Origin of the sequence: Curtobacterium sp. PhB128 (assembly GCF_004340725.1) — a bacterium.
Classification (GTDB): Bacteria; Actinomycetota; Actinomycetes; order Actinomycetales; family Microbacteriaceae; genus Curtobacterium.
Map to the genome: position 1 here is coordinate 234089 of NZ_SLUR01000004.1, position 26554 is coordinate 260642.

A 26554-nucleotide genomic window follows, 5' to 3' on the forward strand; every position below is an offset into this window, starting at 1 on the left:
CTCCACGGGCCTCCCGTCCAGTGCGCATCGGTGACACGCCCACCGGGCGCTGTCACCGGACCGATGTAGCATGCACGACACCTGTCCCGAGACGAGGAGCCCTGCGTGCCGGAGCCGACCGACCCCGCCTTCCCCCTCGAGCGCATCCGAGAGGTCGGCGACGCCATCGTCGCGTCCGTCTCGACGGTGATCGACGGCAAGACCGAGGCGATCCGCACCGCCCTCACCGTGATGCTGGCCGAGGGACACCTGCTCGTCGAGGACGTCCCCGGCGTCGGCAAGACGGTCCTGGCGAAGGCACTCGGCGCCTCGGTGGGCGGCTCGGTGAACCGCATCCAGTTCACGTCCGACATGCTGCCGTCGGACGTCACCGGGGTGAACATCTTCGACCAGTCCTCGGGCACGTTCCGGTTCTCACCGGGGCCGGTGTTCGCGAACGTCGTCATCGGTGACGAGATCAACCGCACCAGCCCGAAGACCCAGTCCGCCCTGCTCGAGGCGATGGCCGAGTCGCAGGTCACGGTCGACGGCGTGACCCGGCTGCTCGACCGCCCCTTCATGATCGTGGCGACGCAGAACCCGATCGACATGGAGGGCACCTACCCGTTGCCCGAGGCCCAGCGTGACCGTTTCATGGCGCGCATCACGATGGGGTACCCGAGCGTCGACGCCGAACGGCAGATGCTCGCGAACCGCGGCGGCGGCGACCCGCTGTCGCACCTGCGACCGATCGTCGACGTGACCACGCTGCGCGGGATCATCGAGGCCGTGGCGAACGTCCACATCGCCCCCGACGTCGAGGCGTACGTCATCGCGATCGTCCGCTCCACCCGCACCCACCCCGACCTGGTGCTCGGCGCCAGCCCCCGCGCCACGCTGCACCTGGCCCAGGCTGCCCGTGCCCACGCGGCGTTGCTCGGCCGGCCGTTCGTCACGCCGGACGACGTCGCCGCGCTGGCACCGATCGTGCTCGCCCACCGGCTCGTGCCGGTGGCGCGCGGACTCGGTGGCACGGGCGAGGACACCGTGCGCGAGATCGTCGTCCGCATCGTCTCCGACACCGCCGTGCCGTTCACGGCGACCCCCGTCCGCTCCTGATGCCCGGCCGATCGGCACCGTCGTCGCTGCTGCGGCGCACCGGTGCCGCGCGCTCGACGCTCGGGCGCTTCGGCCGCCGCGGGCTGTCCCTGCTCCGGCGCACGCCGTTCCCCCGTCCGACCGTGCGCGGCTGGACCGTCATCGCGATCGGCATCGGGCTGATCGGGGGCGGGCTCGTGGGCACCACCAGCGTCGCCGTCTCGGCCGGGCTGCTGCTGCTCGTGCTCGTCGTGCTCGGCATCGTGATGGCGTTCGTGGTCGCCGCGCCGCTCCGGGGCAGCCGGAGCACGGCCCGCGCGATCGTGCAGGTCGGCGAGGTGTACCGCGAGCGGATCACCCTCGGCAGCACCAGCCTGCCGATCGGCCCGCGGTCGACCCTGCTCGTCCGCGAACAGCTCGAGGACGCCTTCGCCAGTGCGTCCGAGGCGGAGACCTACGCGCTCGTCGGCCCGGGCCTGCCGCCAGCGGTGCTCGACGTCGAGGCGCTCGCGATGCACCGCGGCCGCACGCTCGTCGGACCCGTCACCATCCGGGTCGAAGACCCCTTCGGCCTGCTCCGCATCGACCGCCCGGTGGTGCCGGCAGAAGAGGTCGTCGTCGTCCCCGCGAGCGCACCCCTCGCCGCGATCGACACCGGCGCCCTCGCCGGGGCCGTCTCCGCCGACGAAGGACGGGTCGGGCAGGGCGGGTCCGCCGACGACAGCGAACTCCGGCCGTACCGTCCCGGCGACCCGATCCGTCGGGTGCACTGGGCGCAGAGTGCTCGCCGCGGCGAACTGCACGTCCGGCAGACCACGCAGGCGCAACCACCCGAGGCCGTCATCGCGCTCGACGTCCGGCGCGAGTCCTACCAGGGCCTCGGGCGTGAGGACCTGGCGGAGCTCTCCGACCTGGGCGGTGACCAGGCCTTCGAGCACGCCGTCGTCGTCGCCGCCAGTGTCGCCCGCGCCCTCGCCGCCCGGACCTCGCGCGTCGTGCTCGTGAGCGACGGGCCGTCCGGCAGCACCCGGCACGCCGGTGACGTCGGCGGCCTCACCGACGTGCTCGTCGGACTCGCGGACGTCCGGCTCCGCAGCGACGCTCGTCCGGTCACCGATGTCCTGCCCGAGGTGCGTGGGCGGGACGTGCACGGCATGACCGCGGTGGTCACCGGCAACTGCACCGCCGAGCAAGCGGCTGAACTCGTGACGGCGACGAGCGGATCGAGCCGCGGAATCATGGCGACGATCGTGCCGCCGGACCCGGTGGTCCGCGGGATCCTCGACCGCGGTGGTTGGCGCACCCTCGTGGTACCGGTCGCCGGGGCGACCGCGTCCGGAGCCGCACGGTGAGCGGCACCGCTGCGTCGTCGCGTCGGCCCGTCGACGTGCGTGAGGTCCTGGACCGCGACGACGACACCCGTGACACCCCGAGCACCTGGGTCGTCGCGCTCGCCCCGGTGCCCGTGCTCATCGCCGCGCTCGCGATCCGCCCGCTCGTGCAGGGCACCGCCTGGTGGGTGTCCGGCGTCGTGGTCGTCGCGGTGCTCGTGGCCGTCATGCTCGCGGTGCGTCGCCGGGCCCCCGGGGTCCGGTTCGTGGCACTCGTCGCCACCCTCGTGCTGTGCTCGTGCGCCGCCGCCCTGGTCAACGACGTGCAACCCCTCGGCTGGCTCGACGCCGACGGAGCGCTGGGCGAGACGCTCGCCGCCATCCGCCTGAACCCCGCGCCGCTGCCGCAGACCGACGCGATCCGACTGGTCGTGACCGTGTCGATCGCCTGGGTGGCGGGCGTCTCGTTGTTCCTCGCCGCGATCGCCCGGATCCCGTCGCTCGCCGCCGCGCCGGCACTCGTCATCCTCATCGTCCCGGGGATCATCACCGGACAGCCGGCGGGCACCGCACTCGTGATCACCACGGCCGTCGCCTTCCTCGCCCTGCTGTGGCTGTCGGTCCGACCCGTGCAGCGTGCGGTCCCGGCCGCGGTCGTCGGTGCGATCGGGCTCGTCGTCGCGATCGGCCTGCCCGCGATCGTGCCGCTCAACGCGAGCTGGCTGTCCGGCGTCACCGGGGCCATCCAGTCGCCGATCCAACCCGGGCGACCCGGCACCCTGCTCGAGCTCGGCAACGACCTGCGGCAGCCGAGCGAACTCGAGGTGCTCCGCTACCGGTCGTCCGACGGCCAGCCCGAGTACCTCAAGCTCGCCGACCTGGACGAGTTCGGCACCGGGGACTGGGTGCCGACGGTGACGAACGCCGCCGAGGCCGACACCGCCGACCAACAGCAGTGGGCCGAGGGCGTGAACCCCCGCCTGGCGACCCGCGGCGACGTCACGGTCCGGATCACCGGGCTGTCGAGCACGTACCTACCGGTGCCGTCCGGGGCGGTGTCGATCGAGTCGCGTTCCACCAACCTCGACCTGTCGCAGTGGCGCTGGATGGGGTCCTCGAGCACCGTGCGGTCGACCGGTCCGGCCACGCCGCGCGGTGCGACGTACGAGGTCTACGGTGCCTCGACCTTGGCGAACGCGTACCTCGACGCCGTCGCGGCCTCGGGTGTCCTGTCCCGTGCCGACGGCCGGGGGTTCCGCGAGCCGAGCGGCGACCAGCTGCAGACCGACCTGACGCTGCCGAAGGACCTGCCCGCGAACATCACGTCGACCGCGGAGCGGGTGGCCGGGGCCGCGTCCGATGACTACGCCCAGGCCCGCGCCCTCGAGCAGTGGTTCCGCAGCGACCTGTTCACCTACTCCGAGACGGCCCCCGTCGAGCAGGGCTACGACGGCGACAGCATGGACGTCGTCTCGACCTTCCTGCAGGTGCGCGAGGGCTACTGCGTGCACTTCTCGTCGGCGATGGCCGTGATGGCCCGGACGCTCGGCATCCCGTCCCGCATCGCGGTGGGGTACCGGGCCGGGGCGGCGCAGCCCGACGGTGAGTACGCGGTGTCGAACCGGCAGCTGCACTCCTGGCCCGAGCTGTACATCAAGGGGGCCGGCTGGGTCGCGTTCGAGCCCACGCCGGACTCCGACGCGGCAGCGCAGCCCTCGACCGAACCCACGGAGACCCCGACCGCCGCCACGCCCGAGTCCCCGCTGCCCGCGCCCGAGCAGTCCGCACCTGCCGAGTCCTCGGCGACGCCGACCCCCTCGGCGTCGGCGCAGCCCGGTGCGGCCGGTGCCTCGGGCGGCAGCGGTCCGGCCGGCCTGCTGTTCGGCGCGGCGCTCGTGCTCGCGTTGCTCATCGCCCCCGGACTCGTCCGAGCGCTCCGTCGGCGGTCGCGGTTGTCCGCCGTCGCCGCTGGTCGCTCACCCGCGGTGAACGCCTGGCGTGAGGCCCTCGACGACGTCGCCGACCACGGCTACGCCCCCGGGCTGGCGCCACCCGGTGACGCAGGGGCTGCGGCCCGGACCGCCCGGGCCGTCCTCGGACGCCTCCGTCCGGTGCTGCCAGCCTCGGCGCTCCCGCACCTCGACGCCGTGGTCGACGCCGTCGACCACGAACGGTTCGCGGCCGGCGGGGTCGCAGCGGTCGACGGCGAGGCGCTCGTGCGGCACGTGCAGCAGGCGCGGGAGGCCCTCGACGCCTCGGTCTCCGGTGGACGGGTGCTGCGGTCGCGCCTGCTGCCGCCGAGCCTGCTGCCGTCGTCCGCGTGGTCGCACGAGGGCCGTCGGCGCTCCCGTCGCCCTGCCTGACCCCGCCTGACCCCGGAGTCTCGGCTGGTGCGAGGTTGGCCACTCGGTGCGGCGCAACAAGCTCGCACCGAGTGGTCAACGCCGCACCACGCCGCAGCACCACGCCAGAGCGCCACGCCGCAGCACCATGCCGCCGCCCGGTCAGCGGCGGCGGACGACCGCCTCGACCAGGGCGGCGATGACCTCGCCGGGGTCGACCCCCGGCAGCGCAGGCCCGTCGAACACGACCCCGACGTTGGCGGCGACGAGCGCCGTGGCGAAGGCGTCGAGCGGCATGCCGGCGTCGACCTCCGGGTGCGCCCCGAACCACAGTCGCACCAGCTCGTGCACGCCGTCCTGCAGCACCCGTCGCTGCCGCACGAACTCGGGCAGCAGATCGGTGTGTCGGATCGCGTAGGCGCGGAACTCCGACAGCAGGGCGAACTGCGCGCGCTGGTCGTGCCGTCCGAAGGCCGCTCGCACGACGTCCGCGATGTCCGCCGCGGCGATGTCGGCACGGATGAGCTCCTGCAGCGACCCGAGCACCAGGTTCGTCCCGCGCTGCATGACCTGCGCGAGCAGGTCCTCCTTCGACGAGAAGTTCGAGTAGACCGCGCCCTTGCTGAGCCCGGCGCGTGCGGCGACGTCGTCGAGGCGCGCGCCGTGCACGCCCTGTTCGGCGAAGACGGCGGCACCGGCGATGAGCAGACGTTCTCGGACCTCGGCCCGTGGGGTCCGCGGCGTGGGGGAGTCGGAGACGTCGTCGTTCATCGTTCCTGCTGGGGCGGGGCCACCGGTGCTGGAGCCGGGGCGGGCGAGCTTGGGGTGGGAGACCTGCCGCGCCGCGCGTCTGATCACGCGCGGCATCAGCGAAGCCCCCATCACCACGTCTGCGCGGAACCGGCGCGTTCGGGTCGCGTCGGTTCGGTGCGGACGACATGAGCCGGGTCGATACCCGACGGTAGGGATGCTACGCCGGAGCACCGACAGATGACACCCCTCAGTCGTCGAACGAGGAATCCGTTGCCGTGTCGTGTTCTTCGCGCACACTGCCCGCTCCCGTCCGCCGTCCGGGGCGTCGGAGCAGCCGGAGTGCGTCGGGTCGCAGGCTCCGCCCGCGCCGCAGCAGCGAGCCGAGCGTCGACTTCGGCTGCCAGTCACGACCGTTGGGCAGTCCCCAGCCGCGGCGGACCGCACCCCAGCGCAGCCCGAGCGACAGCGCGATCGCGGCCACGATCCCGATCGACGGCGACCCGAGGGCGGACGCGACGACCATGACGACCGACGCCGCGACGGCCACGGTGGCGTACAGCGCGTTCCCGCCGAACACCGCTGGCACTCGGCGGAGCAGCAGGTCCCGCATCGCGCCGCCGCCGACCGCGGTGATCGTGCCCATGATGATCGCGGCGGGCCACTCCAAGCCGGCGTCGTAGGTGCGCTGCACCCCGACCACCGCCCAGAACCCGATCACCGCGGCGTCGAGCACGGTGAACAACCGGTCCCAGGTGATCTCGGAGAACGACACGAAGAAGGCGATGAGTGCCCCGGCCAAGGCGACCGGCACGTAGAGCGGGTCGACGAGTGCGACCGGGGGGCCGTTCTGCAGCAGGGTGTCGCGCAGCATGCCGCCGCCGAGCCCCGAGACGAAGCCGACGACCAGGAACCCGAACAGGTCGAAGTCCATCGCGCGGGCGATCGATCCACCGAGGAGGGCGGACGCGAACACCCCGGCGAGGTCGAGCACGTTCGTGACCGACGCCAGGCCATCGACGGACAGCAGGTTCATGAGAACCATCAAACCCCACGCCGAACGACTGGCGGGCCGAACGGCGGTTAGGTTAGCCTCACCTACGTCATGCTCGCCACTCTCGTCATCGGCCTCCGTGAAGGCCTCGAAGCGACGCTCATCGTCGGCATCATCGCCGCGTTCCTGCGTCGCAACCGTGTCCCCCTCGCCCCCATGTGGTTCGGCGTCGGGGTCGCCGTCGTGCTCAGCATCGGCGTCGGGTTCGGCCTGCAGGTCGTCGAGCAGGCACTGCCGCAGGCGCAGCAGGAGGGCATGGAGGCGATCATCGGCATCGTCGCCGTGGTCTTCGTCACCGGCATGATCGTCTGGATGCGCACCCACGCGCGCACCCTGACCAAGGAACTCGAGGCGAGCGCGACCGAGGCGCTCGGCCGCGGCACCGCGTGGGCACTGGCCGGCATGGCCTTCCTCGCCGTGCTCAAGGAGGGCTTCGAGACCGCGGTCTTCCTCCTCGCCACCTTCCAGGCGTCGTCGGACACCGGTCTCGCCGCCCTCGGCGCGGTCATCGGCATCGCGGGCGCCGTCGTCGTCGGCTACGGCATCTACACCGGCGGCGTCCGGCTGAACCTGTCGAAGTTCTTCACCGGCACCGGCGTCTTCCTGGTGTTCGTCGCCGGCGGGCTCGTGCTGACGGTGCTCCGGCGCGCGCACGAGGCCGGGTGGATCGTCATCGGGCAGCAGCGGACCGTCGACCTGTCCTGGCTCGCCCCGAACGGGTCGGTGCAGGGTGCGCTCGTCACGGGCGTGCTCGGCATCCCACCGGACCCCCGCGTCATCGAGGTGCTCGGCTGGGTCCTCTACGTCGTGCCGGTCCTCGCCCTGACGCTCTGGCCCCGCGCCTGGCGTCCGTCGTCGGCACGCGTCCCCGCGATCCGCGCGACGGTCGCCGGTGCGCTCGCGGTCGCCGCCGCAGCACTGGCGATCGCCGTGCCGACAGGCGGGGTCGACCTGCCGCACACCGCTGCGGTCAGCGGGGACGCCACCTCCGTCTCGGCGGACGTCCACGACGCGTCCGGCGTCCTCCGCGTCGCCGGCACCACCACCGGCCAGGAGGCACGGCTCACGTTGCCGACGTCGGCCCACCGCCGCGCCACCCGCGCGGGCGTGGCCGCCGACCGGTGGCGGATCCGCACGTCGGCCACCGCCGCGGACCGCCCGGCGACGCTGACGCTCGACGACCTCGTCGACCTGTTCGGCCGGATCCCCGTCGGCGTCTCGCCGTCGACGAACCCCGGTCCGTTCACCGCCCGCTGGGCGGTGCGCGACACCGTGACCCTCTGGACGGTCCGTGGTGGGGTCCTGGACGCCACCCGCGACGAACGCACCGTGCTGACGCTGAGCGGTGGGGGCCTCCCGTCCGCGCGCACCACGACCCTGGACCGCTCCGTGTGGTCCGTCCCCGACTCCCGCGTCGAGCGGTCCGCCACCTCGGTGGCGGCCGCGGACACACGGGCTGCCGAGCTGCTGCTCTGGAAGGCCTGGTTGCCGATCGCCCTCGGCGGCGTCGCCGCCGCCCAGGCGCTGCTCGCGCTCCGTGACCGCCGTCGTCGGACGGCACCCGTGAACCCCACCCCCGAAACCGTCCCGACACGCGGCCCACCCGCCGGGGACCCTGCAAGGAGCAACGACTATGCCGTTCGGTAAGCCCGTTCGACCCCTGATCACCCTCGGCGCCCTCGGCGTCGTCACCGCCCTCGCACTGACCGGTTGCGCGAGCTCCGACGGTGCCTCCGACAGCTCCACCGACGCCGCGAAGGTCTCGCGCGTCACCATCACCCTGACGAACGACGGCTCGGACCAGTGCAAGGTCTCCGAGACGAAGGTCCCCGCCGGGCCGGTCACGTTCTCGGTGAAGAACGAGTCCTCGACCGCCATCACCGAGGTCGAACTGCTGCAGGACCAGCGGATCCTGGGTGAGAAGGAGAACCTCGCACCCGGCCTCGACGCCGTGCAGTTCACCGCGACCCTGACCGGTGGGGAGTACCAGGTGTACTGCCCCGGAGCCGACACCGAGCTCACCGACTTCACGGTCACGGGCAAGGTCACCTCGACCGCGAACAGCAGCGCCGCCACCCTGCTCGACGAGGGCACGAAGGGCTACGCCGACTACGTCGACGGCCAGGTCACCGACATGGTCACCGCGGTCGAACTGCTGCAGAAGGACATCGACGCCGGCGACCTCGACGCCGCGAAGACCGACTACGCGAACGCCCGACCGTTCTACGAGCACGTCGAGAGCGACGTCGACGGCTTCGTCAAGAAGGGCCACAAGGCGACCGACAACGCCGGCAACCTCGACTACCTGATCGACATGCGCGCCTCGAACCTCGACCCGGCCGTCGGCTGGAGCGGGTTCCACGCCGTCGAGAAGGACCTGTTCCAGGCGGGGGAGATCACCGCGTCGACCAAGAAGACCGCGGCCGACCTGACCGAGAACGTGCAGCTGCTCGCGAAGCTCGTCCCGACGCTCGACTACAAGCCCGAGGACCTGGCGAACGGTGCCGCCGGCCTGCTCGAGGAGGTCCAGTCGAACAAGGTCACCGGTGAGGAAGAGGCGTACAGCCACATCGACCTCGTCGACCTCGCCGCCAACGTCGAGGGTGCCCGTCAGGCCTTCGCGTACCTCAAGCCGGGCCTGACGAAGCTCGACCCGACCCTGACGAAGCAGATCGCGAAGCAGTTCGACGCGACGAACACGATGATGGACGGCTACCGCAACGCCGACGACCTCGGCGGCTTCGACACGTGGGACGCAGCGACCAAGAAGTCCGACGCGAACCGCATCTCGCAGCAGATCCAGGCCCTGCAGGACCCGCTGTCCCGCCTCGCCGAGAAGGTCGCCACCGCGTGACGCAGCCCGACGACGACCGCGCAGCCCGCACCGGGGTCTCCCGGCGCGGGCTGTTCGGCGCGGGACTCGCCGCGGCCGGAGCCGGAGCGGGCGCCGCGGTCGGCATCGGCGGCGCGACGGCCGCGACGGGGGTCAACCCGTTCACGGCGGCCGCCAACGGTGACGAGTCCATCGACCTGTCCCAGAGCCACCCGTTCTACGCGACCGCCGCACGGCAGCCGCAGGGCGGGGTGCAGACCGCCCCCCAGCGGTACTGCGTGTTCATGACCTTCGACCTGTCCACCAGCGTCGCGACCGAGCTGCAGGTGCTCCTCGCCCGCTGGTCTGCGGCGATCGCGCAGCTGCAGGCGGGGAAGACCGTCGGCAGCGTCGAACCCGCGCACGGTGACGGCGTCGGCGCGGACACTGGTGAGGCGCTCGACCTCGGCCCGGCGTCCCTGACGGTCACGGTGGGGTTCGGCCTCGGCGTGTTCGACGAACGCTTCGGTCTGGCCGACAAGCGTCCGGCGGACCTCGCCGACGTGCCTCGGCTGCCGAGCGACAACCTGCAGGCCGGACTGACCGGCGGCGACCTGTCGTTGCAGGCCTGCGCCGACGACCCGCAGGTGGCGTACCACGCGGTCCGCGACCTGGCCCGGATGGCGCGGGGGACGGCGACCGTGCGGTGGACCGTGCTCGGCTTCGGCCGTGCGTCGGCCGGCCCGCACCAGACGACGCCGCGCAACCTGATGGGCTTCAAGGACGGCACCAGGAACATCACGACGGACGAGGACCACGACCGCTTCGTGTGGGTCGACGACCCGGGCGACGGCGCGGAGTGGATGACCGGCGGGACCTACCAGGTGGTACGGAAGATCCGGATGAACATCGAGATCTGGGACGCCGACGTCGTCAGCGACCAGCAGCGCGTGTTCGGTCGGACCAAGATCGAGGGCGCACCGCTGTCCGGTGGGACCGAGCACACGACGCCGGACTTCGCGGCGACCGACGGCGACGGTGCCACGAAGATCGACGCGACGTCCCACATCGCCCTGGCCGCCCACGAGGCGAACGGCGGCGTGAAGATCCTGCGTCGTCCGTACAACTACACCGACGGCCTCAACGAGTACGGCCAGCTCGACGCAGGGCTGCTGTTCCTGGCGTACATGAACGACCCGGAGCACTTCACCCGGCTGCAGCGGAAGCTCGGCGCCTCGGACCGGTTGAACGAGTACGTCTCGCACATCGGGTCCGCGGTGTTCGCGATCCCGCCGGCACCGCGCAAGGGGTCGTACATCGGCGAGCAGCTGTTCCGCTGACCGTGTCCGGAGCGCGCTGACGCCGCTGGGGAGAGGGCGCCCTCCGCCGTTTCCCTGGAGGCGGAGGGCACCCGCGCCGCGGGGTCTCGTCGAACGGAACCACCGCCGACCTGAGAGGCGACCCGGCGCGACGCGTCGCGATGCGACAGCCCCGAGAGTACCCCGCCGATCCCCGGATCCGCAGTGCGAGCGCTGCTATGGGACAGGGAGCGCGGCAGCGGATCGGCGCGCGGTGCGCGCCGGACGCGATCCGTGCCTCCCGGCGCGACGGAACGGGCCGCCTCACGGTGGTGAGACGGCCCGTTCGGGTCGGACGGGAGGCGCGGTGTCAGTCCGTCTGGACGCTCGCGTCGGTCCCTGCGCGCTTCCGACGCACGGCGACGAGTGCGGTGATGCCCGCCAGCAGGAGCAGACCCGCTGCGATCCCCGGCACCGTCAGGTCCGCGCCCGTGTAGGCGAGGTCACCGCCGGCGTTCGTGGAGTCGGACGGGTCGCCCGCCAGGTCCGTGCCGGTGCCGGTGCCGGTGCCGGTGCCGGGGGCGTTGCCGTTGCCGGCACCCGGGGCGTCCCCGTTGCCCGCGCCCGGGTCGGCCGGGTCCGTGGGGTCGGTCGGGTCCGTGGGCTCCGTCGGGTCCGTCGGGTCGACGGCCGCGGCGAGCGGGATGGTCACGGCGAGCGTGATCGTCCGGCCGCCCGGCAGGGTGACGACGAGCGGCTCGTCCGTCGTCGCGGCGGCACGGGCAGCCGTCCGGACCGTCGCTGCGTCGGCCGACGACTCGACGGTCGGCACGGCGAAGGTCAGCGTCGCACGACCCTGCTCGTCGTTCGTGTCGACGATCGTCGGGTCGATCTCGGCGGTGGCGAGCTCGACGTCACCGGCGCTGACCGACACGGTGCCGGCTGCAGCGGGGTCGTCGCTGCTGAACACGAGCGACGACAGGTCGATGCTGATCTCGTCACCGGGCTGGAACCCGCCCTCGGGGGTCGGCGTGACCGTGGTGCCGACGGCACGCTGGTCGGACGGCGGGGTGACCGTCGGGTTGGCCAGGAAGTAGTCGACCTGCGCCTGCAGGTCGACCTGGCCCGAGTCGGCGATGTTCGCGCCGGTCGCGAAGGCGGCGAAGTTGTCGCCACCGGTCGACAGGAACGAGTTGACCGTCACCTTGAGGGTGTCGTCGAGGGCGATCGACTCGCCGTTCAAGGTCATGCCGGTGATGCGCTCGCCACGGCCCTTCGCGGGGTCGTAGGTGTACGCGAAGCCGTCCGAGACGCCGAGCTTGAGGAACGGACGCGGCAGGCCGTCCGGCTGCCACTGCTGCTCGAGGGCGTCCTTGATCTGCTGGCCGGTCATGTCCTCGGTGACGAGGGTGTTCGCGAACGGCTGGACGAGCGCGGCCTCCTTGTAGGTCACCGTGCCGTCCGGGTCGCCGGCACCGCTCGACGCGTAGACCATGTCCGTGCGCAGCCCGCCGGGGTTCATGAAGGCGATCTGCGAGCCGTTGCGCTCGGTCGCGGAGCGCTGCACCTCGGCGATGTAGTTGCCCAGGACGGACTCGCCGCCGCGGTTCTCGGTCGTGCGGTCCGACTGCACCGCACGACGCAGGTCGCCGGTGATCTCACCGAGCTTCTTGCTGCCCTCGACGTCGGCGACGGCCTTCGCAGCCGTCACGATGTCGGCCACCGCGTCCACCGAGGTGGAGTCGGCCGGCACGCGGTTCTCACCGTTGACCGACTTGACCTCGGACGTGATGCCGGTGAGCTGCTTGTCGGCGTCGACGGTGAGCTGCAGGTGTCCGTAGTTCACGCCGTAGGAACCGGTCTGGATCACCGGGCGGGTCGTACCGTCGGGACCCGCGATCTGGTGGTTGTAGGTCGCGTGGGTGTGTGCGGAGACGATCGCGGACACCTTCGACGAGACGCCCGAGGTGATCGTGCCGAACACGCCGGACCCGGTCGCGTCGGCGAGGGCGTTCGTGGGAGCACCCTCGTGCACCAGCAGGACGAGCACGTCGGCCTCGCCGTTGCCGTCGACACCGTCGGTGAGCTGGTCGGCGTACTTGTTGACCTGGCTGACGATCGGGGCCATCGCGAGGCCCTCGACACCGCCGGGGCTGACGAGCCCCGGGATGAGGTCCTCGGTGGTCGCGCCGATGAAGCCCACCTTCACGCCGCCCTTCTCCACGATGGAGTACGGCTCGAACGCGGGGTCGGTCGTGCCCTGCTTGACGATGTTCGCCGAGACGTAGGGCCAGTCGGCCCGGTCCTCGATGCGCCCGGTCAGGTCGTCCTGGCCCTTGTCGAGCTCGTGGTTGCCGATCGCGCTGACGTCGAGGTCCATGGCATTGAGCGCATCGATCGTCGGGGCGTCCTGCTGGATCAGCGAGGTGAACGTCGAGGCACCGACGTTGTCGCCGACGCTGGCGAAGATCGTGTTCGGGTTGGCCTCGCGGTACGACTGCACGACACCGGCGAGCTCGGCGGCACCGGCGGCCTTGTCGACGGCGGTGCCCTCGGACTCGATGCGGCCGTGGAAGTCGTTGACGTCGATGATGTCGATCGTCGTGTCGCCCTCGGCGGCGACGGCGGTGGAGGGGACGGACAGTGCGACGAGCACACCCGCGGTGGCGAAGGCCGCGCCGCTGATGATGCGCCGTCGGCGGCGCGGAGAGGAGTGGAGGTTCATCGTCGGAGAACCTATGAGGACGCACAGCCGACCCGCCAGTGTCGGGTCGAAGTCGTCACACGACGTTCACATGAGCAACACCCGTCGTGCTGCGTGCTGCTCGACGTGCCGTCACTCCGCGGCGATGAGGGGGCGGAGCGTGCGGTGGGCGATGCGCAGCCCCTCGAGGACCTTCTCGTCGGTGCCGCCCCAGAGCGGGTCCTCGTGCTCGACCGACAGGGTGCCGTCGAACCCCGCTTCGTACAGGCGGTCGACGACGTGCGGCCAGTCCACGACGCCACGGCCCGGCACCCGGAAGCGCCACCAGCCCATGTCCCACGGGTCGCCGCCCTTGTCGACCTTGCCGAAGAACCCGTACGCGTCGCGCTTCGCCGGGAAGAGCTCGAGGTCCTTCGCCTGCGCGTGCACGATGTGCTCGGCGAACGGCAGGATCGTCTCGACCGGGTCGATGCCGATCCAGGTCAGGTGCGACGGGTCCCAGTTCAGACCGAAGCCGAGGCCGGTGACCCAACCCCAGAGCTCGGGGGAGTACGCCAGGTTGCCGGGGTAGCCGTCCGGGTGCCAGCCCTCCATCACGCAGTTCTCGATGATCAACCGCACGCCGCGCTCGCCGGCGTAGTCGACGAGCTCGGGGAGGACCTGGTTCCCTTCGGCCATGTTCTCCCGCACCGACTTGCTGTTGTCGCGGCCGATGAACGTGCCGACGTACGGCACGCCGAGCACCTGCGCGGCATCGATCGCGTGCTTGAGGTGGGTGCGGACCTCCTCGCGCCGGTCGAGGTCCTGGTGCAGGTTGTTCTCGTAGTACGCGAGCGCCGAGATCTCGAGGCCGGTGCGGTCGAGCAGGTCACGGGTCGCAGCGGCGTCCTCGTCGGTGAACGTCGCCACCGGCAGGTGCGCCGCCTCGAAGTCGCGGCCACCGGTGCCGGGCCACACGCCGACCTCGAGCCGCTCGTACCCCTGCTCGGCGGCGAAGTCCGCGATGCGGTCGAGGGGCCAGCCGGGCAGGCAGGCCGTCAGCATGCCGAGCTTCACCGGATCTCCCGCCACGTGGTCTCGGCCGCGCTGGTGATCACGGCGTCGATGATGTCGGCGGAACGTGCGCCGTCCGCGAAGGTCGGCAGGCCGTCGGGGGCCACACCGGTGCGGACCGCGGTGTAGGTGTCGGCGACGAACGCGGCGAAGGCGTCGAGGTAGCCCTGCGGGTGCCCGGACGGCACGACCGCCAGACGCCGCTGGTCCGGGTACCCCTGCGACGGGTCGCGCACGACGATCTGCGCACCACGCTCGTTGCCGAACCACGCGGACTCGGGCTGTTCCTGGTCGAAGGCGGCGCTGCCCCGGGTGCCGTCGACCTCGAACCACAGGCGGTTCTTCCGACCGGACGCCACCTGCGAGATCACCACGTTGCCGATGCGCCCGGTGCCGGTGCGGAACGTCGCGACCGCGGTGTCCTCGGTGGTGACCTCGGCCCGTTCCGCGGCGTCGGCGACCGGGTCGGGGTCCGGCGAGCCGGAGAACGACGGCCCCGAGGCCGCGGGGCGGGTCGGGTAGACGATGTCGGTCGCCGCGGACACCGAGGTGAAGCGCTCACCGGTGACGAACTCGACCAGGTCGCACCAGTGCGAGCCGATGTCGGCGAACGCGCGGGACAACCCGCTCGAGGTCGGGTCGACCCGCCAGCTCGAGGCGTCCTCGTCGAGCATCCAGTCCTGCAGGTAGTGGCCGTGCACGGCGAGCAGTCGACCGAGGTCGCCGTCGGCGATGCGCGCGCGGATCTCACGGATCATCGGGTGGTAGCGGTACACGAACGGCACCGTGGCGACGACACCGGCGTCCGCCGCCGCGGCGACGAGTTCGGCGGCCTGCGCCGGGTCGATCGCGAGGGGCTTCTCGCACACCACGTGGATGCCCGCGGCGATGACCGCCATCGCCTGCGGGTGGTGCTGGTCGTTCGGCGTGCAGATGTGCACGACGTCGGGGGCGTCCGCGATGACGTCGTCGAGCGAGGCGTACCCACGAGGCAGGTCGAGTTGCGCCGCGACCTGCTCGGAGCGCGATGCGTTCCGGCCGAGCACCCCGAGCACCTCGGCACCAGCGGCCCGGGCCGCGCGGGCGTGGACCCCCGCGATCATGCCGGTGCCGATCACGACGACGCGGAGGCGTCGTCCTTCGTACCCACTGCTCATGGTGCTCCCTCGCGCCGAACTGTCACCACCGTAGCGGCCCGGCCGTCCACCGGGGCCGATGAGTACGGTCGGAGGCATGTCGAGCCTCCAGACCAGCCTGCTCATCCTCGGAGCCAGCGGCGACCTGTCCAAGCGCCTGCTCCTGCCGGGTCTCGCGACCCTGCTCGAGGTCAAGGACGACTGGGACGTCCAGCTCATCGGGGCGGGTGTCGAGGACCTCTCCGACGCCGACTGGAAGGCGCAGGTGCGCGAGTCCTTCGAGAACGCGCAGGCGTCGAAGAACGAGGGCGACGAAGGCGCGGAGGGCGAGTCGTCGCTGTCGGAGCGGCTGCAGGCCGTGATCGACGCGTCCTCGTACCGCAAGGCCGACGTCACGAGCGCCGACGACCTGCGCGCGCTGCTCGGAGCCTGCGACCACGACCCCGCGATCTACTTCGCGCTGCCCCCGGCCGTGACCGAGAAGAGCTGCGAACAGCTCGCCCACCTCGACCTGCCGAAGCGCACCCGCCTGGCGCTCGAGAAGCCGTTCGGTACCGACGCCGCCAGCGCCGAGCACCTGAACGACCTGCTGCACTCGTTCATCCCCGAGGAGCGCATCCACCGGGTCGACCACTTCCTCGGCCGTTCGACGGTGCTCAACCTGATCGGGCTGCGCTTCGCGAACCGCATCATCGAGCCCCTGCTGTCCTCGCAGCACGTCGAACGCGTCGACATCGTGTACGACGAGACCCTCGGGCTCGAGGGTCGCGCCCGCTACTACGACAAGGCCGGCGCCCTCACCGACATGATCCAGAGCCACCTGCTCCAGGTCATGGCCGTCGTGGCCATGGAGGCGCCGGCGTCGATCGACGCCGACGACCTGCGGACCCAGAAGGAACTCGTGCTGCGCGCCGTGCGGCCGTGGGGCGGCGACGTCGTCGCCGCCGGCAAGCGCGCCCGGTACACCGCGGGCACGGTCGGCGACCGCAAGCTGCCGTCGTACGCCGACGAGGACGGCGTCGACCCCTCGCTCGGCACCGAGACCCTCGCCCAGCTGACCCTGGAGATCGCGAACTGGCGATGGGCCGGAGTCCCCTTCACGTTGCGGTCCGGCAAGGCGCTCGCGAAGCAGCGCCGCGAGATCGTCATCACGTTCAAGGACTCCCCGCAGGTGCCCGTCGGTCTGTCCGGCGCCGCGCAGCCGGACCGGCTCCGGATCTGGATCGCCCCGGACGAGATGCAGCTCGAGCTCAACGTCAACGGCCCCGGCGACCCGTACACGATCGACCGCACCAGCCTCGAGACGACGTTCAACCCCGGACGGCTCAGCGCCTACGGCGAGGTCCTGGCCGGTGTGCTCGAGGGCGACGCGACCCTGTCGGTCCGTGGCGACAGCGCCGTGCAGGGCTGGAAGGTCGTCGGACCGTTCCTCGAGGCGTGGAAGGCCGGCACGACGCCGCTCGACGAGTACCCGGCCGGGTCGAGCGGTCCTGCGGACTGGGACAACATCGACGCCTGAGCCGGACGGCGGCGTAGCGTCGGACGACGTGACCACCATCGACGACGTCCTGCAGACCGTTCCCGAACCCGCCGGTTCCGACATCCGTGTCGAGCCCGTCCACTACGACCACGACGGCACCGACCTGCTCGGCGTGCTCGCGAAGGACGCGGCCGTCGCCGGTCCCCGCCCGGCCGTCCTGGTCGTGCACGACTGGCACGGCGTGAACGAGCACGTCGAGGCGCGCGTGACGATGCTCGCCCGCCTCGGCTACGTCGCCTTCGGTGCGGACATCTACGGTGCCGGCGTGCGGCCCGGTGACGACACCGCCGGCCAGGTCGCCGGGTCGTACTACCAGGACCTGCCGTTGCTCCGGGCACGTGCGACCGCCGGCCTCGAGCGGCTGCGACAGGACCCCGACGTCGATCCGGCCCGCATCGTCGTCATCGGCTACTGCTTCGGCGGCTCCACCGCGATCGAGCTCGCACGCACCGGCGCGGACCTCGTCGGTGCGGTGTCGTTCCACGGCGGGCTCATCACGCACGACCCCGCCGACGCCTCGGCGATCCAGGCGAAGCTGCTCGTGCTGACCGGGGGAGCGGACCCCGTCGTGCCCGACGACGCCGTGCACGCCTGGCAGGACGAGATGCGCACCGAGCCCGGCGTCGACTGGCAGGTCGTCACGTACGCCGGGGCCATGCACGCGTTCGCCGTGCCGGGGACCGACGCGCCCGACCACGGCGCCCAGTACCAGGAGCGCGCCGACCGCCGATCGTGGCAGGCGCTGCGGGTGTTCCTGGCCGAGGTCTTCGGCGAGGAGGCCGCGGCGCTGTGAGGTCGAGGGCTCGGCTGTCGCCTCGCGACACGCCGGGTGGAGCGGTCGGGCGGCCTCGATTGGCGCCCGGGCCGGAGCTGTTGTAGAGTCTTCCACGGCCGCAAGGCCACGCGCTCGTAGCTCAATGGATAGAGCATCTGACTACGGATCAGAAGGTTGGGGGTTCGAGTCCCTTCGAGCGCACAGTGCCGGTTGAACGGCGCGACACCGAACAGATGAAGGGCCCCGGCGGATTCCGCCGGGGCCCTTCGTCGTTGGTGGTTCGTGCGCGAGTCGTCTTTCACCGGCGCTGACGCCCGAGCAGCGCGATCCCCAGTACGACCAGCGCCACGACGACGAGCCCGACGACGACGAGCAGGGGAAGCAGGTTGATCGACGCGGTGTCGTCGTGGCAGTCGACGTTCGCGACGGCACAGGAGGCGAGGACGGTCGTCGCGGTCATGGTCCGAGTGAAGCACGGCGAGGTTGGATGGGGAACATGACGACGACGTCCGTGTTCGAACTGGTACCACGAGCGCAGTGGGTCGCGGACGACGAGTTCGTCTTCGCGATCCTCGATGCACACCCGGTGTCACCTGGTCACACGCTCGTCATCCCGAAGCGGCGGATCACCAGCTGGTTCGATGCGACCGAGGGAGAGCTCGCCGCGATGACCCGGATGGTGGCGCTGCTGAAGGCCCGGCTCGACGAGCAGCACCACCCCGACGGCTACAACGTCGGGTTCAACGACGGATCGGCCGCTGGCCAGACCGTCTTCCACGCCCACCTGCACGTCATCCCGCGCTTCGACGGCGATGTCCCGGCGCCGGCTGGCGGGGTGCGGCACGCCGTCGTCGGGCACGGCCACTCCTGAGCGCGGTGGCCAGTGGCCAGTGGCCAGTGGAACGACGGGGCGACGAGTCAGCCCCAGAGGTGGATCGTCGAGTCGATGACGCCGGACAGCGCGAGGGCTCCGGGGACGAGCACGCCGAACAGGGTGAGCGTCGCGCCGATCAGGATGGCCGCGAACGCCAGTCCGTCTCCACGCTCGCCGGTCCGTCGGACCTCGTGCCGCGCGATGAACCCGACGACGACGCCGCCGATCGGGGCGACGAAGGCGAGCGCGATCGCCACGACGGCGAGTAGGCTCAGCGGCGCGAGTCCGGGTGTCCCGTCCGTGCTCGGGGCGGAGGCGGCCGGGGCGGAGGCGGCCGGCGCGGAACGCTCGGGGGCGAGGTCGGTCACGGGTGTCTTCCGTTCAGTCGGCGCACGTGGCGAGCTGCGGGCGTGCGAGGTCCGCTCAAGAGTAGAGCGACGGCGCCCGGAGCGGAGGCCCGCATTCGGGGTCCAGCTGCCCGGTCGGGCGACTTCGTGAGCAGAAATGGTCGGGTTCATCGACGGGACTCGACCATTTGTGCTCACGAAGCGCACGCGCTCACGAAGCGCATGGCTCACGAAGCGCACGCGCTCACGAAGCGCACGCGCTCAGCGCCCGAGCGCCGTGAGCTGCTTCTGCAACCCGCGCTCGAGGTACGGCTCCAACGACGTCGCCCACGTCGCCGTGATGTGCGTGGTGTCCCGGTAGACCAGCACGCCACCGATCACCGCGGGACAGGTCGTCTCGGTGCAGTAGTAGTCGGTCAGGTCGATCACCCCGGCTCGTCCTCCGGCGGCCTTGAACGCCCGCACGGCCTCGATCGACGAGTCGGTCTGGGCGAGCGCCTCGGAGCGGGGCCGGTCGCACGACGCGTTCGTCGGTCCGGACATCTTGCTCACACAGGCGATGACGTCGGGCCGGGGGACCGGGTTGTCGCGGATCGCGATGACGGGGAGTTCGTCGCCGGCGGCCTGCTCCCAGGCGTCGACGAGGCCGTTGCGGGTCGCGATGTCGCGGGAGGCTCCGGCCGGCAGGCTGACGGGCATCTGCGTGGCGGAGTGGGTGACGACCAGGGCGTCGGCGTCGCGGTGGGCTCGGACGTAGTCGATGGCCGCGTGCTTCCACGCGTTGCAGCCGCGCAGCGCGCCGGCGTTCACCGAGTTCTGCTGCGCCGTGGTGAGGTAGCAGCCGCCGATACCGGCCATGTCGATGCGCCACCCGTTGTCGTCGGCGATCTTCTCGTAGGCGCCGAGCAGGGCGTTGCTGTGCGAGTCGCCGATGACGATCAGGTGCTTCGACCAGCCGGTCGCCTTGCCGAGCACGCAGGTGCGGAAGGTGCCGTTCCAGCACTCGGGGCGGTTCGCGTCGTCGTCCTCCGCCGCCGCGGGGGCCGGGATCCGCGTGTCGGCGAGGGCCGGGTCGACGCAGGGGTCGGCGGAGCTGATCCGTGCGGCTGCTCCGATGCAGGACTCGTCGTCCTGTGCCCGTTCGGTCGCGAGCCGCTTCGTGAGCTGCTCGGTGGCGCCTTCGGCGTGGACCTCCTGCACGTAGACGGCGGTCAGGGTCGAGGCGCCGAGCGTGACGACCGTGAAGGTGCAGATGACGCCGAGCGCGACGACCCCGCGGGGCCGCAGGTCGCGCAGCCAGGTCGAGAAGCGGACGGGTTCCTCGAACCAGATGGTCGTGACGGCTGCCAGTCCGACAGACACCAGGAGCACCGAGGTGCTGGTCGCCCAGTCCAGCGGGCGTCCGAGCATGATCGGCAGGATCACGACGAGCGGCCAGTGCCAGAGGTACAGCGCGTACGAGATCCGTCCGGTGAACGCGACCGGCCCGAGCGCGCCGATCGACTCGAACACGGTGCGTCCGCCGAACAGCACCACGAGGGTCGCGCCGGCGACGGGGAGCAGCGCGGCGATCCCGGGGAACGGCGTCTCCGCCCCGATGACGAACAAGGACAGGACGAGGGCCACGGCGCCGACACTCGTCAGGATCATGCGCACCCGCCGGGCGACCTCGGTGCGGACCTCGGGCAGGTGCACGGTCGCGGCGAGGCCGCCCAGTGCGAACTCCCACGCGCGGGTGCCGGTGGAGAAGTACGCGACGCCGGGGTTCGTGCTGGTCTGCACGATGCTCCACACCAGGGACAGCACGACGACCGCGCCGAGCAGCAGGCGTGCGGTGGTCAGCGTCGAGAAGCGCCCGCGCACGGCGACGGCCAACCCGATCAACAGCAGCGGCAGGACGATGTAGAACTGCTCCTCGACCGACAGTGACCAGAAGTGCTGGAACGGTGAGGGGTCGTCCGCCGAGGCCAGGTAGTCGACCGAGTTCGCCGCCAGCTCCCAGTTCTGCAGGTAGACCGTCGACGCGATGAGCTCGCGGCCGTACTGCCCCCACAGTGCGCTCGGCACGGCGACGAGCACCGCTGCGCCGGTGGTGAGGATGGTGAGGAACGCGGCCGGCAGCAGGCGTTTCGCCCGGCGGGACCAGAACCGGCCGAGGTGGATCGTGCCGGTGGCGAGCTGTTCGCGCAGCAGGAGACCGGTGATGAGGAACCCGGAGATCACGAAGAAGACGTCGACCCCGACGAACCCGCCCCGCAGGGCGTGCGGCCACAGGTGGTACACGACGACGGCCAGCACCGCGAACGCGCGGAGACCCTGGATGTCCCACCGCGTCGTGTCGCGCGCGCGGTGCGCGGGGCCCCGCTCGCCCGGCGTTGCAGTGTTCACTGCGACGATCCTACGAGAAGCGCGTCACGCCCTGGGACGGCACGCGAGAAGACGGGAGGCCCGTGGCGGTCTCGCCACGGGCCTCCCGTCCGCCGTTCGCTCGCCCCCACCCCGTGGGGTTCCGAGATCTCGGAACCTCGCGGGCACGCGCCGTCCTGATCGGAACCTCGACGGAACGTACGCGGGGTGTCGTGGAACCTCGACGCACAGCGCGCCGCGTGCCGTGGATCTGCGCGCAGCGTCAGACGGTCGCGCGCACCTCGGCCAGCGACGGGTAGTCGGTGTAGCCCTCGGCGGTCGCGCCGTAGAAGAGCTCGGGGCGGGGCTCGTTGAGCTCCGCGTCCTGCTCCCAGCGGTGCGCGAGGTCCGGGTTCGCGATGGCCGGGCGGCCGGCGGCGACGGCGTCGGCATGGTCGGCGTCGACGAGTGCGATGGCCTCGTCGCGGGTGGTCAGTGACGAGAAGCCGGAGTTGACCACGAACGGTGCGCCCGCGGTGCGGCGGACGTGCTGCACGAGGTCGCCGGTCGGCTCGGCGTGCAGGACGTCGACGAAGGCGAGCCCGAGCGGTGCGAGGCCCTCGGCGATCGCGGTGTAGGTCGCGCGGACGTCGGCTGCGTCGTCCTCGATGACGCCCTGGATGCCGTGCTCGGGCGACAGGCGGATGCCGGTGCGGTCCGCGCCGACGGCCTCGGCGACGGCGGTCGTGACCTCGATCGCGAAGCGGGCGCGGTTCTCGGGTGAGCCGCCGTACTGGTCGGTGCGGGTGTTCGACACCGGGGACATGAACTCGTGCACCAGGTAGCCGTTGGCACCGTGGACCTCGACGCCGTCGAGTCCGGCGGCGATCGCGTTGCGTGCAGCCTGCGCGAAGCCCTGCACGGCGTCCTGCACCTCGGCGGTGGTCAGCTCGTGGGGGACGGGCATGTCGGCCTTGCCGGTCGCGGTGTGGGTCTGACCGGGAGCGGCAATGGCGCTCGGGGCGACGATGCGCGGTGTCTGCGAGATGTCGGGGTGCGAGACACGGCCACCGTGCATGAGCTGCATCACGATGGTGCCGCCCTCGGCGTGCACGGCGTCGGCGACGCGGCGCCAGCCGGCGATCTGCTCGTCGGTCTCGATGCCGGGCTGCCCGGGGTAGGAGCGGCCTTCCTGCACGGGCCAGGTGCCCTCGGTGATGATCATGCCGAGGCCCGCACGCTGACGGTAGTGCTCGACGAGCAGGTCGTTCGGGATGCCGTGCTCACCGGCGCGGGTGCGCGTGAGCGGGGCCATGACGACGCGGTTCGACAGGCGCAGGGCGCCGAAGGAGGTGGGTTCGAAGAGCTTCACGAGGGAGTGGAACGTCGTGTTGCTCGGTGCAATTCCCGCCGTCAGTCGCGCGGGCAGACCAGGGTCGACGAACGGACCTGGCCCTCGGGGCGGATCACCTGGTGCAGGGAGAGGGGCTTGCCGCAGATCGGGCAGCCGCGGTCCACTGACCGGTCGTCGACCCCCTCGGGGTGTCCGGCGCCGATCTGCGACGGACCCATCTTGTTGATGAGCGTCGTGTTCCACCGTTCGTACCACTTGCCGAAGCGACCCACGGTGCATCCTTTCGTTCGTGCACGAACCATTATGGCACCATCGGCCCCGGGATCACACCTGGTCGACCCGCTCCAGCAGTTCCGTCAGGTCGTCCTTGAGCGCTTCGAGGCGTTCCAGTGGCCACCCGAGCCGGTCCGCGACCGCCAGGGGGACCGCTCGTGCGCGGTCGCGCAGGGCCCGCCCGGCCGTGGTGAGCGAGACCTCGAGCTGCCGTTCGTCGGCGGCGCTGCGGGTCCGGCGGACGTAGCCGGAGGCCTCGAGTCGCTTGAGCAATGGGCTGAGGGTGGCCGAGTCGAGCCGCAGTTCGCCGGCGATCTCGCGCACCGACCGCGGGTCCTGCTCCCAGAGTGCGAGCATCACGAGGTACTGCGGATGCGTCAGGCCCATCGGCTCGAGCAGGTCGCGGTACAGCCCGATGACGCTCCGGCTCGTGGCCGCGAGGGCGAAGCAGAGCTGCCGGTCGAGCGCGAGTGGGTCGGGTGCGGAGGTCATGCGCCCACGATACCGTTCGCGCACGAAGTGTTCCCCGGGCGCGGTGGGTCGGTGCGGGTCGGTGTGGGTCGGCGCGACAAGTTCGACGTCGTCCGACATCGATCTTGTCGCACTGGCGCGGCCGCAACAGTTGCAGGCGCGGGCTGGCGACATCCTCGATGTCGTACGACATCGAGGATGTCGTTCCGGGTCGCGGGTCGACGTCGGCCGGGCGGGGTGGGCGCACGCACGGGAGGCCCGGTGCCGGTCTAGTGGACCGGCCCCGGGCCTCCAGGCTGGGTGCGTCGACTACGCGCGGTGCGCGGGCGGGTGCCCCGACTCGTGCGCGTTGGCGTCCGGCGCCACGGGGAGGGCGTGCGACCCCGTGTGGGTGTCCTCGTGACCGGGCTGACCGGGCTGGCCCGGCTGACCGGCGACCGGGTGCGACCGCTCGAGCTTCGCGCCCTCGACGTCGACGTCCGGCACGATCCGGTCGAGCCACTTCGGGAACCACCACGCGCTCTGGCCGAGCAGGTGCATCGCAGCCGGGATCAGCAGCATGCGGACGACGAACGCGTCGATGAGCACACCGAACGCCAGCCCGAAGCCGATCGGCTTGATGGTGGAGGAGTCCGAGAAGATGAAGCCCGCGAACACCGAGATCATGATGATCGCCGCTGCCGTGACCACCGCGCGACCGGCGTGCAGCCCGCGCTGGACCGCGACCTTCGCCGAGGCGCCGTGGGCGTAAGCCTCACGCATGCCGGACACCAGGAACAGCTGGTAGTCCATCGCCAGACCGAACAGGATGCCGATCTCGATGATGGGCAGGAAGCTCAGGATCGGCGCCGGGTCGTGCACGCCGAACACGGAGCCGAGCCAGCCCCACTGGTAGATCGCGGTCAGGCCACCGAAGGACGCCATCACGGACAGGATGAAGCCCGCCGTCGCCGTGATCGGGACCAGGAAGGACCGGAACACGATGATCAGGATGATGAGCGACAGGCCGACGACCACCACGAGGTAGAGCGGCAGGACGTTCGACAGCTTCTCGGACACGTCGATGTTGGCGGACGCGTTGCCCGCGACTCCGAGCGTGACCGTGCCGTCGTCGGTCGTGACGGTCTGCTCGCGCAGGTCCTTGACCAGGTTCTCGGTGGAGATGCTGTCGGGACCGCCGCCGGGCTTCACCTGGAACGCGATGATGTCGCGGTCCGACGAGGTGCCGATCGGCAGGACGGCCTTGACGTCGTCGTTCTTCGCCAGGGCCTCGCCGATGGTGACCTCGGTCGCGGTGACGTCGGACTTGCTGATCGACTCCGGCAGGGTCGCGACGACGAGCAGCGGGCCGTTCTGGCCGGCACCGAACTCCTCGTCGAGGGCCTTGTACGCCTTGTACTGGCTCGAGTCGACGGACTCGGACGCACCGGTCGGCAGGCCGAGGCGCATCTGCGTCGCGGGGAGTGCGATGACACCGAGCACGGCGACACCGGCGACGAGCGTGACGATCGCGCGCCAGGTCTTCATCGGCTTGTTCGGCACCCGGGTCGAGCCGGTGTTGCCGATCTTCGCGCGCTCCTTCTTCCGCAGGATCCTCATCCCGATCAGGGAGAGCAGCGCCGGGGTGAACGAAGTGGCGATGAGGATCGCGAAGAACACCGCGACCGCACCGACCGTGCCCATCAGCCCGAGGAACGGGATGCCGGTGATGTTCAGCGCGAGCAGCGCGACGATGACGGTCGCACCGGCGAACACCACGGCGTTGCCCGAGGTGCCGTTCGCGAGGCCGATGGACTCGTGCACCTGCATGCCCTGCTTCAGCTGGGTGCGGTGTCGGTTCAGGATGAAGAGCGAGTAGTCGATGCCGACCGCCAGGCCCAACATCACCCCCAGCACCGGGGTGACCGAGATGAACTCGACCAGGCCGGAGAACGACAGCGAGGCAAGTGACGCCACGCCGACACCGAGCACGGCGCTGACGAGCGGGATCGCCGCACCGATGACGGTGCGGAGCATCAGGAAGAGCACGAGCGCGGCGATGATCACGCCGACGATCTCGCCCGGGCCGAGGATCGACGGCACGCCCTGCGCGATGTCGTTCGACACGTAGACGTTCACGCCGCTGATGTCGGCCGAGTCGGCGTCGTCCGCGATGGCGGTCTTCGTGTCGGCGGGGACCTCGTAGGTCGACTTCGTGAACTGGACCGTGCCGATGGCGGCGCTGCCGTTCGACGACACGAAGCGGACGTCCTTCGACAGGTCGAGGAGCTTGGAGCCCTGCTCCAGCTCGTCGGCGCTGTCGTCGAGCTTCTTCGTGTTGGCGTCGATCGTCTTCTGTGCGTCGGCGATCTGCTGCTCGCCGGCATCGATCTGCGCCTGCTGGGCGTCGATCTGCGCCTGGGCCTGCTGGAGCTGCGCCGCCGCAGCCTGCGCCTGCGCTGCGGGGAGCGCTGCGCCGGCGGCCTCGGCCTGGGCCTTCTGGGCGTCGAGCTGCGCCTGGGCGTCCTTGATCTGCTGCTTGCCGGAGGTCAGCTGCGCCTTCTGAGCGTCGAGCTGGTCCTGGCCGGTCTCGAGCTTCGCGCGGCCGTCGGTGATCTCCTTGCGGCCGTCGACGATCTTCTGGCGCTGCTCGTCGAGCTGGTCCTGGGTGTCGAAGCCGCTCGTCGCGCCCTTGACGCCGTCGAGCTTCTCGACCTCGGTCAGGAAGTCCGCGACCTCCGACTTCTGCGCGTCGGTGAACGCCTTGCCGTTCTTCGTCTCGAAGACGATCGTGCCGTTGCCGCCGTTCGCCGACGGGAACTTGTCGGCGAGCTCGTCCTGCACCTGACTGGTCTTGGTGTTCGGGATCGAGATCGCCGATGAGATCGTGCCCGAGAACAGGCTGTAGGTGACGCCGGCGACGGCCATGATCACCACCCAGGTGATGATCACGAGCCAGTGGCGTCGTGCGGAGAACCGTCCGAGACGGTAGAGGAGACCGGCCATGCGGTTGCCCCGTTCCTTTCGTTGCAGGTGCT

At 71.3% G+C, this 26554-nt stretch carries 21 protein-coding genes and 1 tRNA gene; 10 read left to right on the forward strand and 12 right to left on the reverse strand.

Annotated features, from left to right (window positions below; translation table 11 throughout):
- Positions 1–105 precede the first annotated feature (105 nt).
- Genes EDF23_RS09315 through EDF23_RS09325 form a run of 3 tightly spaced genes read left to right on the forward strand, consistent with a single transcriptional unit; the run spans position 106 to position 4771 of the window.
- The gene (locus EDF23_RS09315) at positions 106–1098 is read left to right on the forward strand and encodes a MoxR family ATPase (protein WP_235035938.1); all 993 of its coding nucleotides are present in this window, start codon (positions 106–108) and stop codon (positions 1096–1098) included.
- Positions 1098–2429, forward strand: coding sequence for a DUF58 domain-containing protein (locus EDF23_RS09320; RefSeq protein WP_131880528.1), 1332 nt, complete (start codon positions 1098–1100; stop codon positions 2427–2429). Before EDF23_RS09315 ends, EDF23_RS09320 begins: the two co-directional genes overlap by 1 nt.
- Positions 2426–4771, forward strand: a complete 2346-nt coding sequence (locus tag EDF23_RS09325) for a DUF3488 and transglutaminase-like domain-containing protein (RefSeq protein WP_131921489.1) — start codon at positions 2426–2428, stop codon at positions 4769–4771. Before EDF23_RS09320 ends, EDF23_RS09325 begins: the two co-directional genes overlap by 4 nt.
- A 141-nt stretch (positions 4772–4912) precedes the next feature.
- On the opposite strand, the gene EDF23_RS09330 is transcribed toward EDF23_RS09325, so the two are convergent.
- Positions 4913–5521 carry a TetR/AcrR family transcriptional regulator gene (locus EDF23_RS09330; RefSeq protein WP_165901076.1) on the reverse strand — a complete coding sequence of 203 codons (609 nt, stop codon included), beginning with the start codon at positions 5519–5521 and terminating at the stop codon, positions 4913–4915.
- A 229-nt stretch (positions 5522–5750) separates the two neighbouring features.
- Positions 5751–6536: a trimeric intracellular cation channel family protein gene (locus EDF23_RS09335; RefSeq protein ID WP_123291876.1), complete on the reverse strand. Its 786-nt coding sequence runs from the start codon at positions 6534–6536 to the stop codon at positions 5751–5753.
- A gap of 69 nt (positions 6537–6605) precedes the next feature.
- On the opposite strand from EDF23_RS09335, the gene efeU reads away from it, so the two are divergent.
- From efeU to efeB, 3 genes are read left to right on the forward strand one after another with little or no spacing between them, the layout of a single operon-like run.
- The gene (efeU, locus tag EDF23_RS09340) at positions 6606–8201 is read left to right on the forward strand and encodes an iron uptake transporter permease EfeU (RefSeq protein WP_131921491.1); all 1596 of its coding nucleotides are present in this window, start codon (positions 6606–6608) and stop codon (positions 8199–8201) included.
- Positions 8188–9408 carry an iron uptake system protein EfeO gene (gene efeO / locus EDF23_RS09345; protein ID WP_123291878.1) on the forward strand — a complete coding sequence of 407 codons (1221 nt, stop codon included), beginning with the start codon at positions 8188–8190 and terminating at the stop codon, positions 9406–9408. The genes efeU and efeO overlap by 14 nt, the downstream gene beginning before the upstream one ends.
- Complete coding sequence (gene efeB, locus EDF23_RS09350) at positions 9405–10706, forward strand: iron uptake transporter deferrochelatase/peroxidase subunit (protein ID WP_131921492.1); 1302 nt, start codon at positions 9405–9407, stop codon at positions 10704–10706. The genes efeO and efeB overlap by 4 nt, the downstream gene beginning before the upstream one ends.
- A 328-nt stretch (positions 10707–11034) precedes the next feature.
- Here efeB and EDF23_RS09355 read toward each other — a convergent pair whose 3' ends face one another.
- The 3 genes from EDF23_RS09355 to EDF23_RS09365 all read right to left on the reverse strand — a co-directional run bounded on the left by EDF23_RS09355 (position 11035) and on the right by EDF23_RS09365 (position 15578).
- On the reverse strand, positions 11035–13389 hold the full coding sequence (locus tag EDF23_RS09355; RefSeq protein WP_131921493.1) for a bifunctional UDP-sugar hydrolase/5'-nucleotidase: 2355 nt from the start codon (positions 13387–13389) through the stop codon (positions 11035–11037).
- 111 nt (positions 13390–13500) lie between these two features.
- Entirely contained in the window at positions 13501–14424 is a 924-nt protein-coding gene (locus EDF23_RS09360; RefSeq protein ID WP_123938349.1) for a sugar phosphate isomerase/epimerase, read from the reverse strand.
- A complete protein-coding gene (locus tag EDF23_RS09365) occupies positions 14421–15578 on the reverse strand; it encodes a Gfo/Idh/MocA family oxidoreductase (RefSeq protein WP_165901077.1) in 1158 nt (385 codons plus the stop codon). Before EDF23_RS09365 ends, EDF23_RS09360 begins: the two co-directional genes overlap by 4 nt.
- A 76-nt stretch (positions 15579–15654) precedes the next feature.
- Here EDF23_RS09365 and EDF23_RS09370 point away from each other — a divergent pair, with 76 nt between their 5' ends.
- From EDF23_RS09370 to EDF23_RS09380, 3 genes are all read left to right on the forward strand, one after another.
- On the forward strand, positions 15655–17076 hold the full coding sequence (locus tag EDF23_RS09370) for a glucose-6-phosphate dehydrogenase (protein ID WP_131921494.1): 1422 nt from the start codon (positions 15655–15657) through the stop codon (positions 17074–17076).
- Between the two features lie 28 nt (positions 17077–17104).
- A complete protein-coding gene (locus tag EDF23_RS09375; RefSeq protein WP_131921495.1) occupies positions 17105–17890 on the forward strand; it encodes a dienelactone hydrolase family protein in 786 nt (261 codons plus the stop codon).
- 110 nt (positions 17891–18000) lie between these two features.
- Positions 18001–18073 (forward strand) — tRNA-Arg (locus EDF23_RS09380).
- 97 nt (positions 18074–18170) lie between these two features.
- On the opposite strand, the gene EDF23_RS19205 is transcribed toward EDF23_RS09380, so the two are convergent.
- A complete protein-coding gene (locus EDF23_RS19205) occupies positions 18171–18332 on the reverse strand; it encodes a hypothetical protein (protein WP_165901078.1) in 162 nt (53 codons plus the stop codon).
- Positions 18333–18368: 36 nt separating this feature from the next.
- Here EDF23_RS19205 and EDF23_RS09385 point away from each other — a divergent pair, with 36 nt between their 5' ends.
- Positions 18369–18743 (forward strand): HIT family protein, encoded by a 375-nt coding sequence (locus tag EDF23_RS09385; RefSeq protein WP_131921496.1) that lies wholly within the window; start codon positions 18369–18371, stop codon positions 18741–18743.
- A gap of 47 nt (positions 18744–18790) precedes the next feature.
- Here EDF23_RS09385 and EDF23_RS09390 read toward each other — a convergent pair whose 3' ends face one another.
- The 6 genes from EDF23_RS09390 to EDF23_RS09415 form a co-directional block, all read right to left on the reverse strand.
- Entirely contained in the window at positions 18791–19114 is a 324-nt protein-coding gene (locus EDF23_RS09390) for a DUF4190 domain-containing protein (RefSeq protein WP_165901079.1), read from the reverse strand.
- A gap of 240 nt (positions 19115–19354) precedes the next feature.
- Positions 19355–21481, reverse strand: coding sequence for an acyltransferase family protein (locus EDF23_RS09395; RefSeq protein WP_131921498.1), 2127 nt, complete (start codon positions 21479–21481; stop codon positions 19355–19357).
- Between the two features lie 241 nt (positions 21482–21722).
- Positions 21723–22811, reverse strand: a complete 1089-nt coding sequence (locus tag EDF23_RS09400) for an alkene reductase (protein ID WP_131921499.1) — start codon at positions 22809–22811, stop codon at positions 21723–21725.
- Positions 22812–22852: 41 nt separating this feature from the next.
- Positions 22853–23065, reverse strand: a complete 213-nt coding sequence (locus EDF23_RS09405; protein WP_173169183.1) for a hypothetical protein — start codon at positions 23063–23065, stop codon at positions 22853–22855.
- 52 nt (positions 23066–23117) lie between these two features.
- A complete protein-coding gene (locus EDF23_RS09410; RefSeq protein WP_111086213.1) occupies positions 23118–23558 on the reverse strand; it encodes a MarR family transcriptional regulator in 441 nt (146 codons plus the stop codon).
- Between the two features lie 288 nt (positions 23559–23846).
- Positions 23847–26522 carry an MMPL family transporter gene (locus tag EDF23_RS09415; RefSeq protein WP_131921500.1) on the reverse strand — a complete coding sequence of 892 codons (2676 nt, stop codon included), beginning with the start codon at positions 26520–26522 and terminating at the stop codon, positions 23847–23849.
- Positions 26523–26554 lie beyond the last annotated feature (32 nt).

Coding starts and splice junctions, on each gene's coding strand:
- EDF23_RS09320 (WP_131880528.1), top strand. CDS start 1,098: ATGCCCGGCCGATCGGCACCGTCGTCGCTGCTGCGGCGCACCGGTGCC.
- EDF23_RS09330 (WP_165901076.1), bottom strand. CDS start 5,521: ATGAACGACGACGTCTCCGACTCCCCCACGCCGCGGACCCCACGGGCC.
- EDF23_RS09365 (WP_165901077.1), bottom strand. CDS start 15,578: ATGAGCAGTGGGTACGAAGGACGACGCCTCCGCGTCGTCGTGATCGGC.
- EDF23_RS09385 (WP_131921496.1), top strand. CDS start 18,369: ATGACGACGACGTCCGTGTTCGAACTGGTACCACGAGCGCAGTGGGTC.
- EDF23_RS09410 (WP_111086213.1), bottom strand. CDS start 23,558: ATGACCTCCGCACCCGACCCACTCGCGCTCGACCGGCAGCTCTGCTTC.
- EDF23_RS09355 (WP_131921493.1), bottom strand. CDS start 13,389: ATGAACCTCCACTCCTCTCCGCGCCGCCGACGGCGCATCATCAGCGGC.
- EDF23_RS09370 (WP_131921494.1), top strand. CDS start 15,655: ATGTCGAGCCTCCAGACCAGCCTGCTCATCCTCGGAGCCAGCGGCGAC.
- EDF23_RS09335 (WP_123291876.1), bottom strand. CDS start 6,536: ATGAACCTGCTGTCCGTCGATGGCCTGGCGTCGGTCACGAACGTGCTC.
- efeU (WP_131921491.1), top strand. CDS start 6,606: ATGCTCGCCACTCTCGTCATCGGCCTCCGTGAAGGCCTCGAAGCGACG.
- efeO (WP_123291878.1), top strand. CDS start 8,188: ATGCCGTTCGGTAAGCCCGTTCGACCCCTGATCACCCTCGGCGCCCTC.
- EDF23_RS19205 (WP_165901078.1), bottom strand. CDS start 18,332: ATGACCGCGACGACCGTCCTCGCCTCCTGTGCCGTCGCGAACGTCGAC.
- EDF23_RS09415 (WP_131921500.1), bottom strand. CDS start 26,522: ATGGCCGGTCTCCTCTACCGTCTCGGACGGTTCTCCGCACGACGCCAC.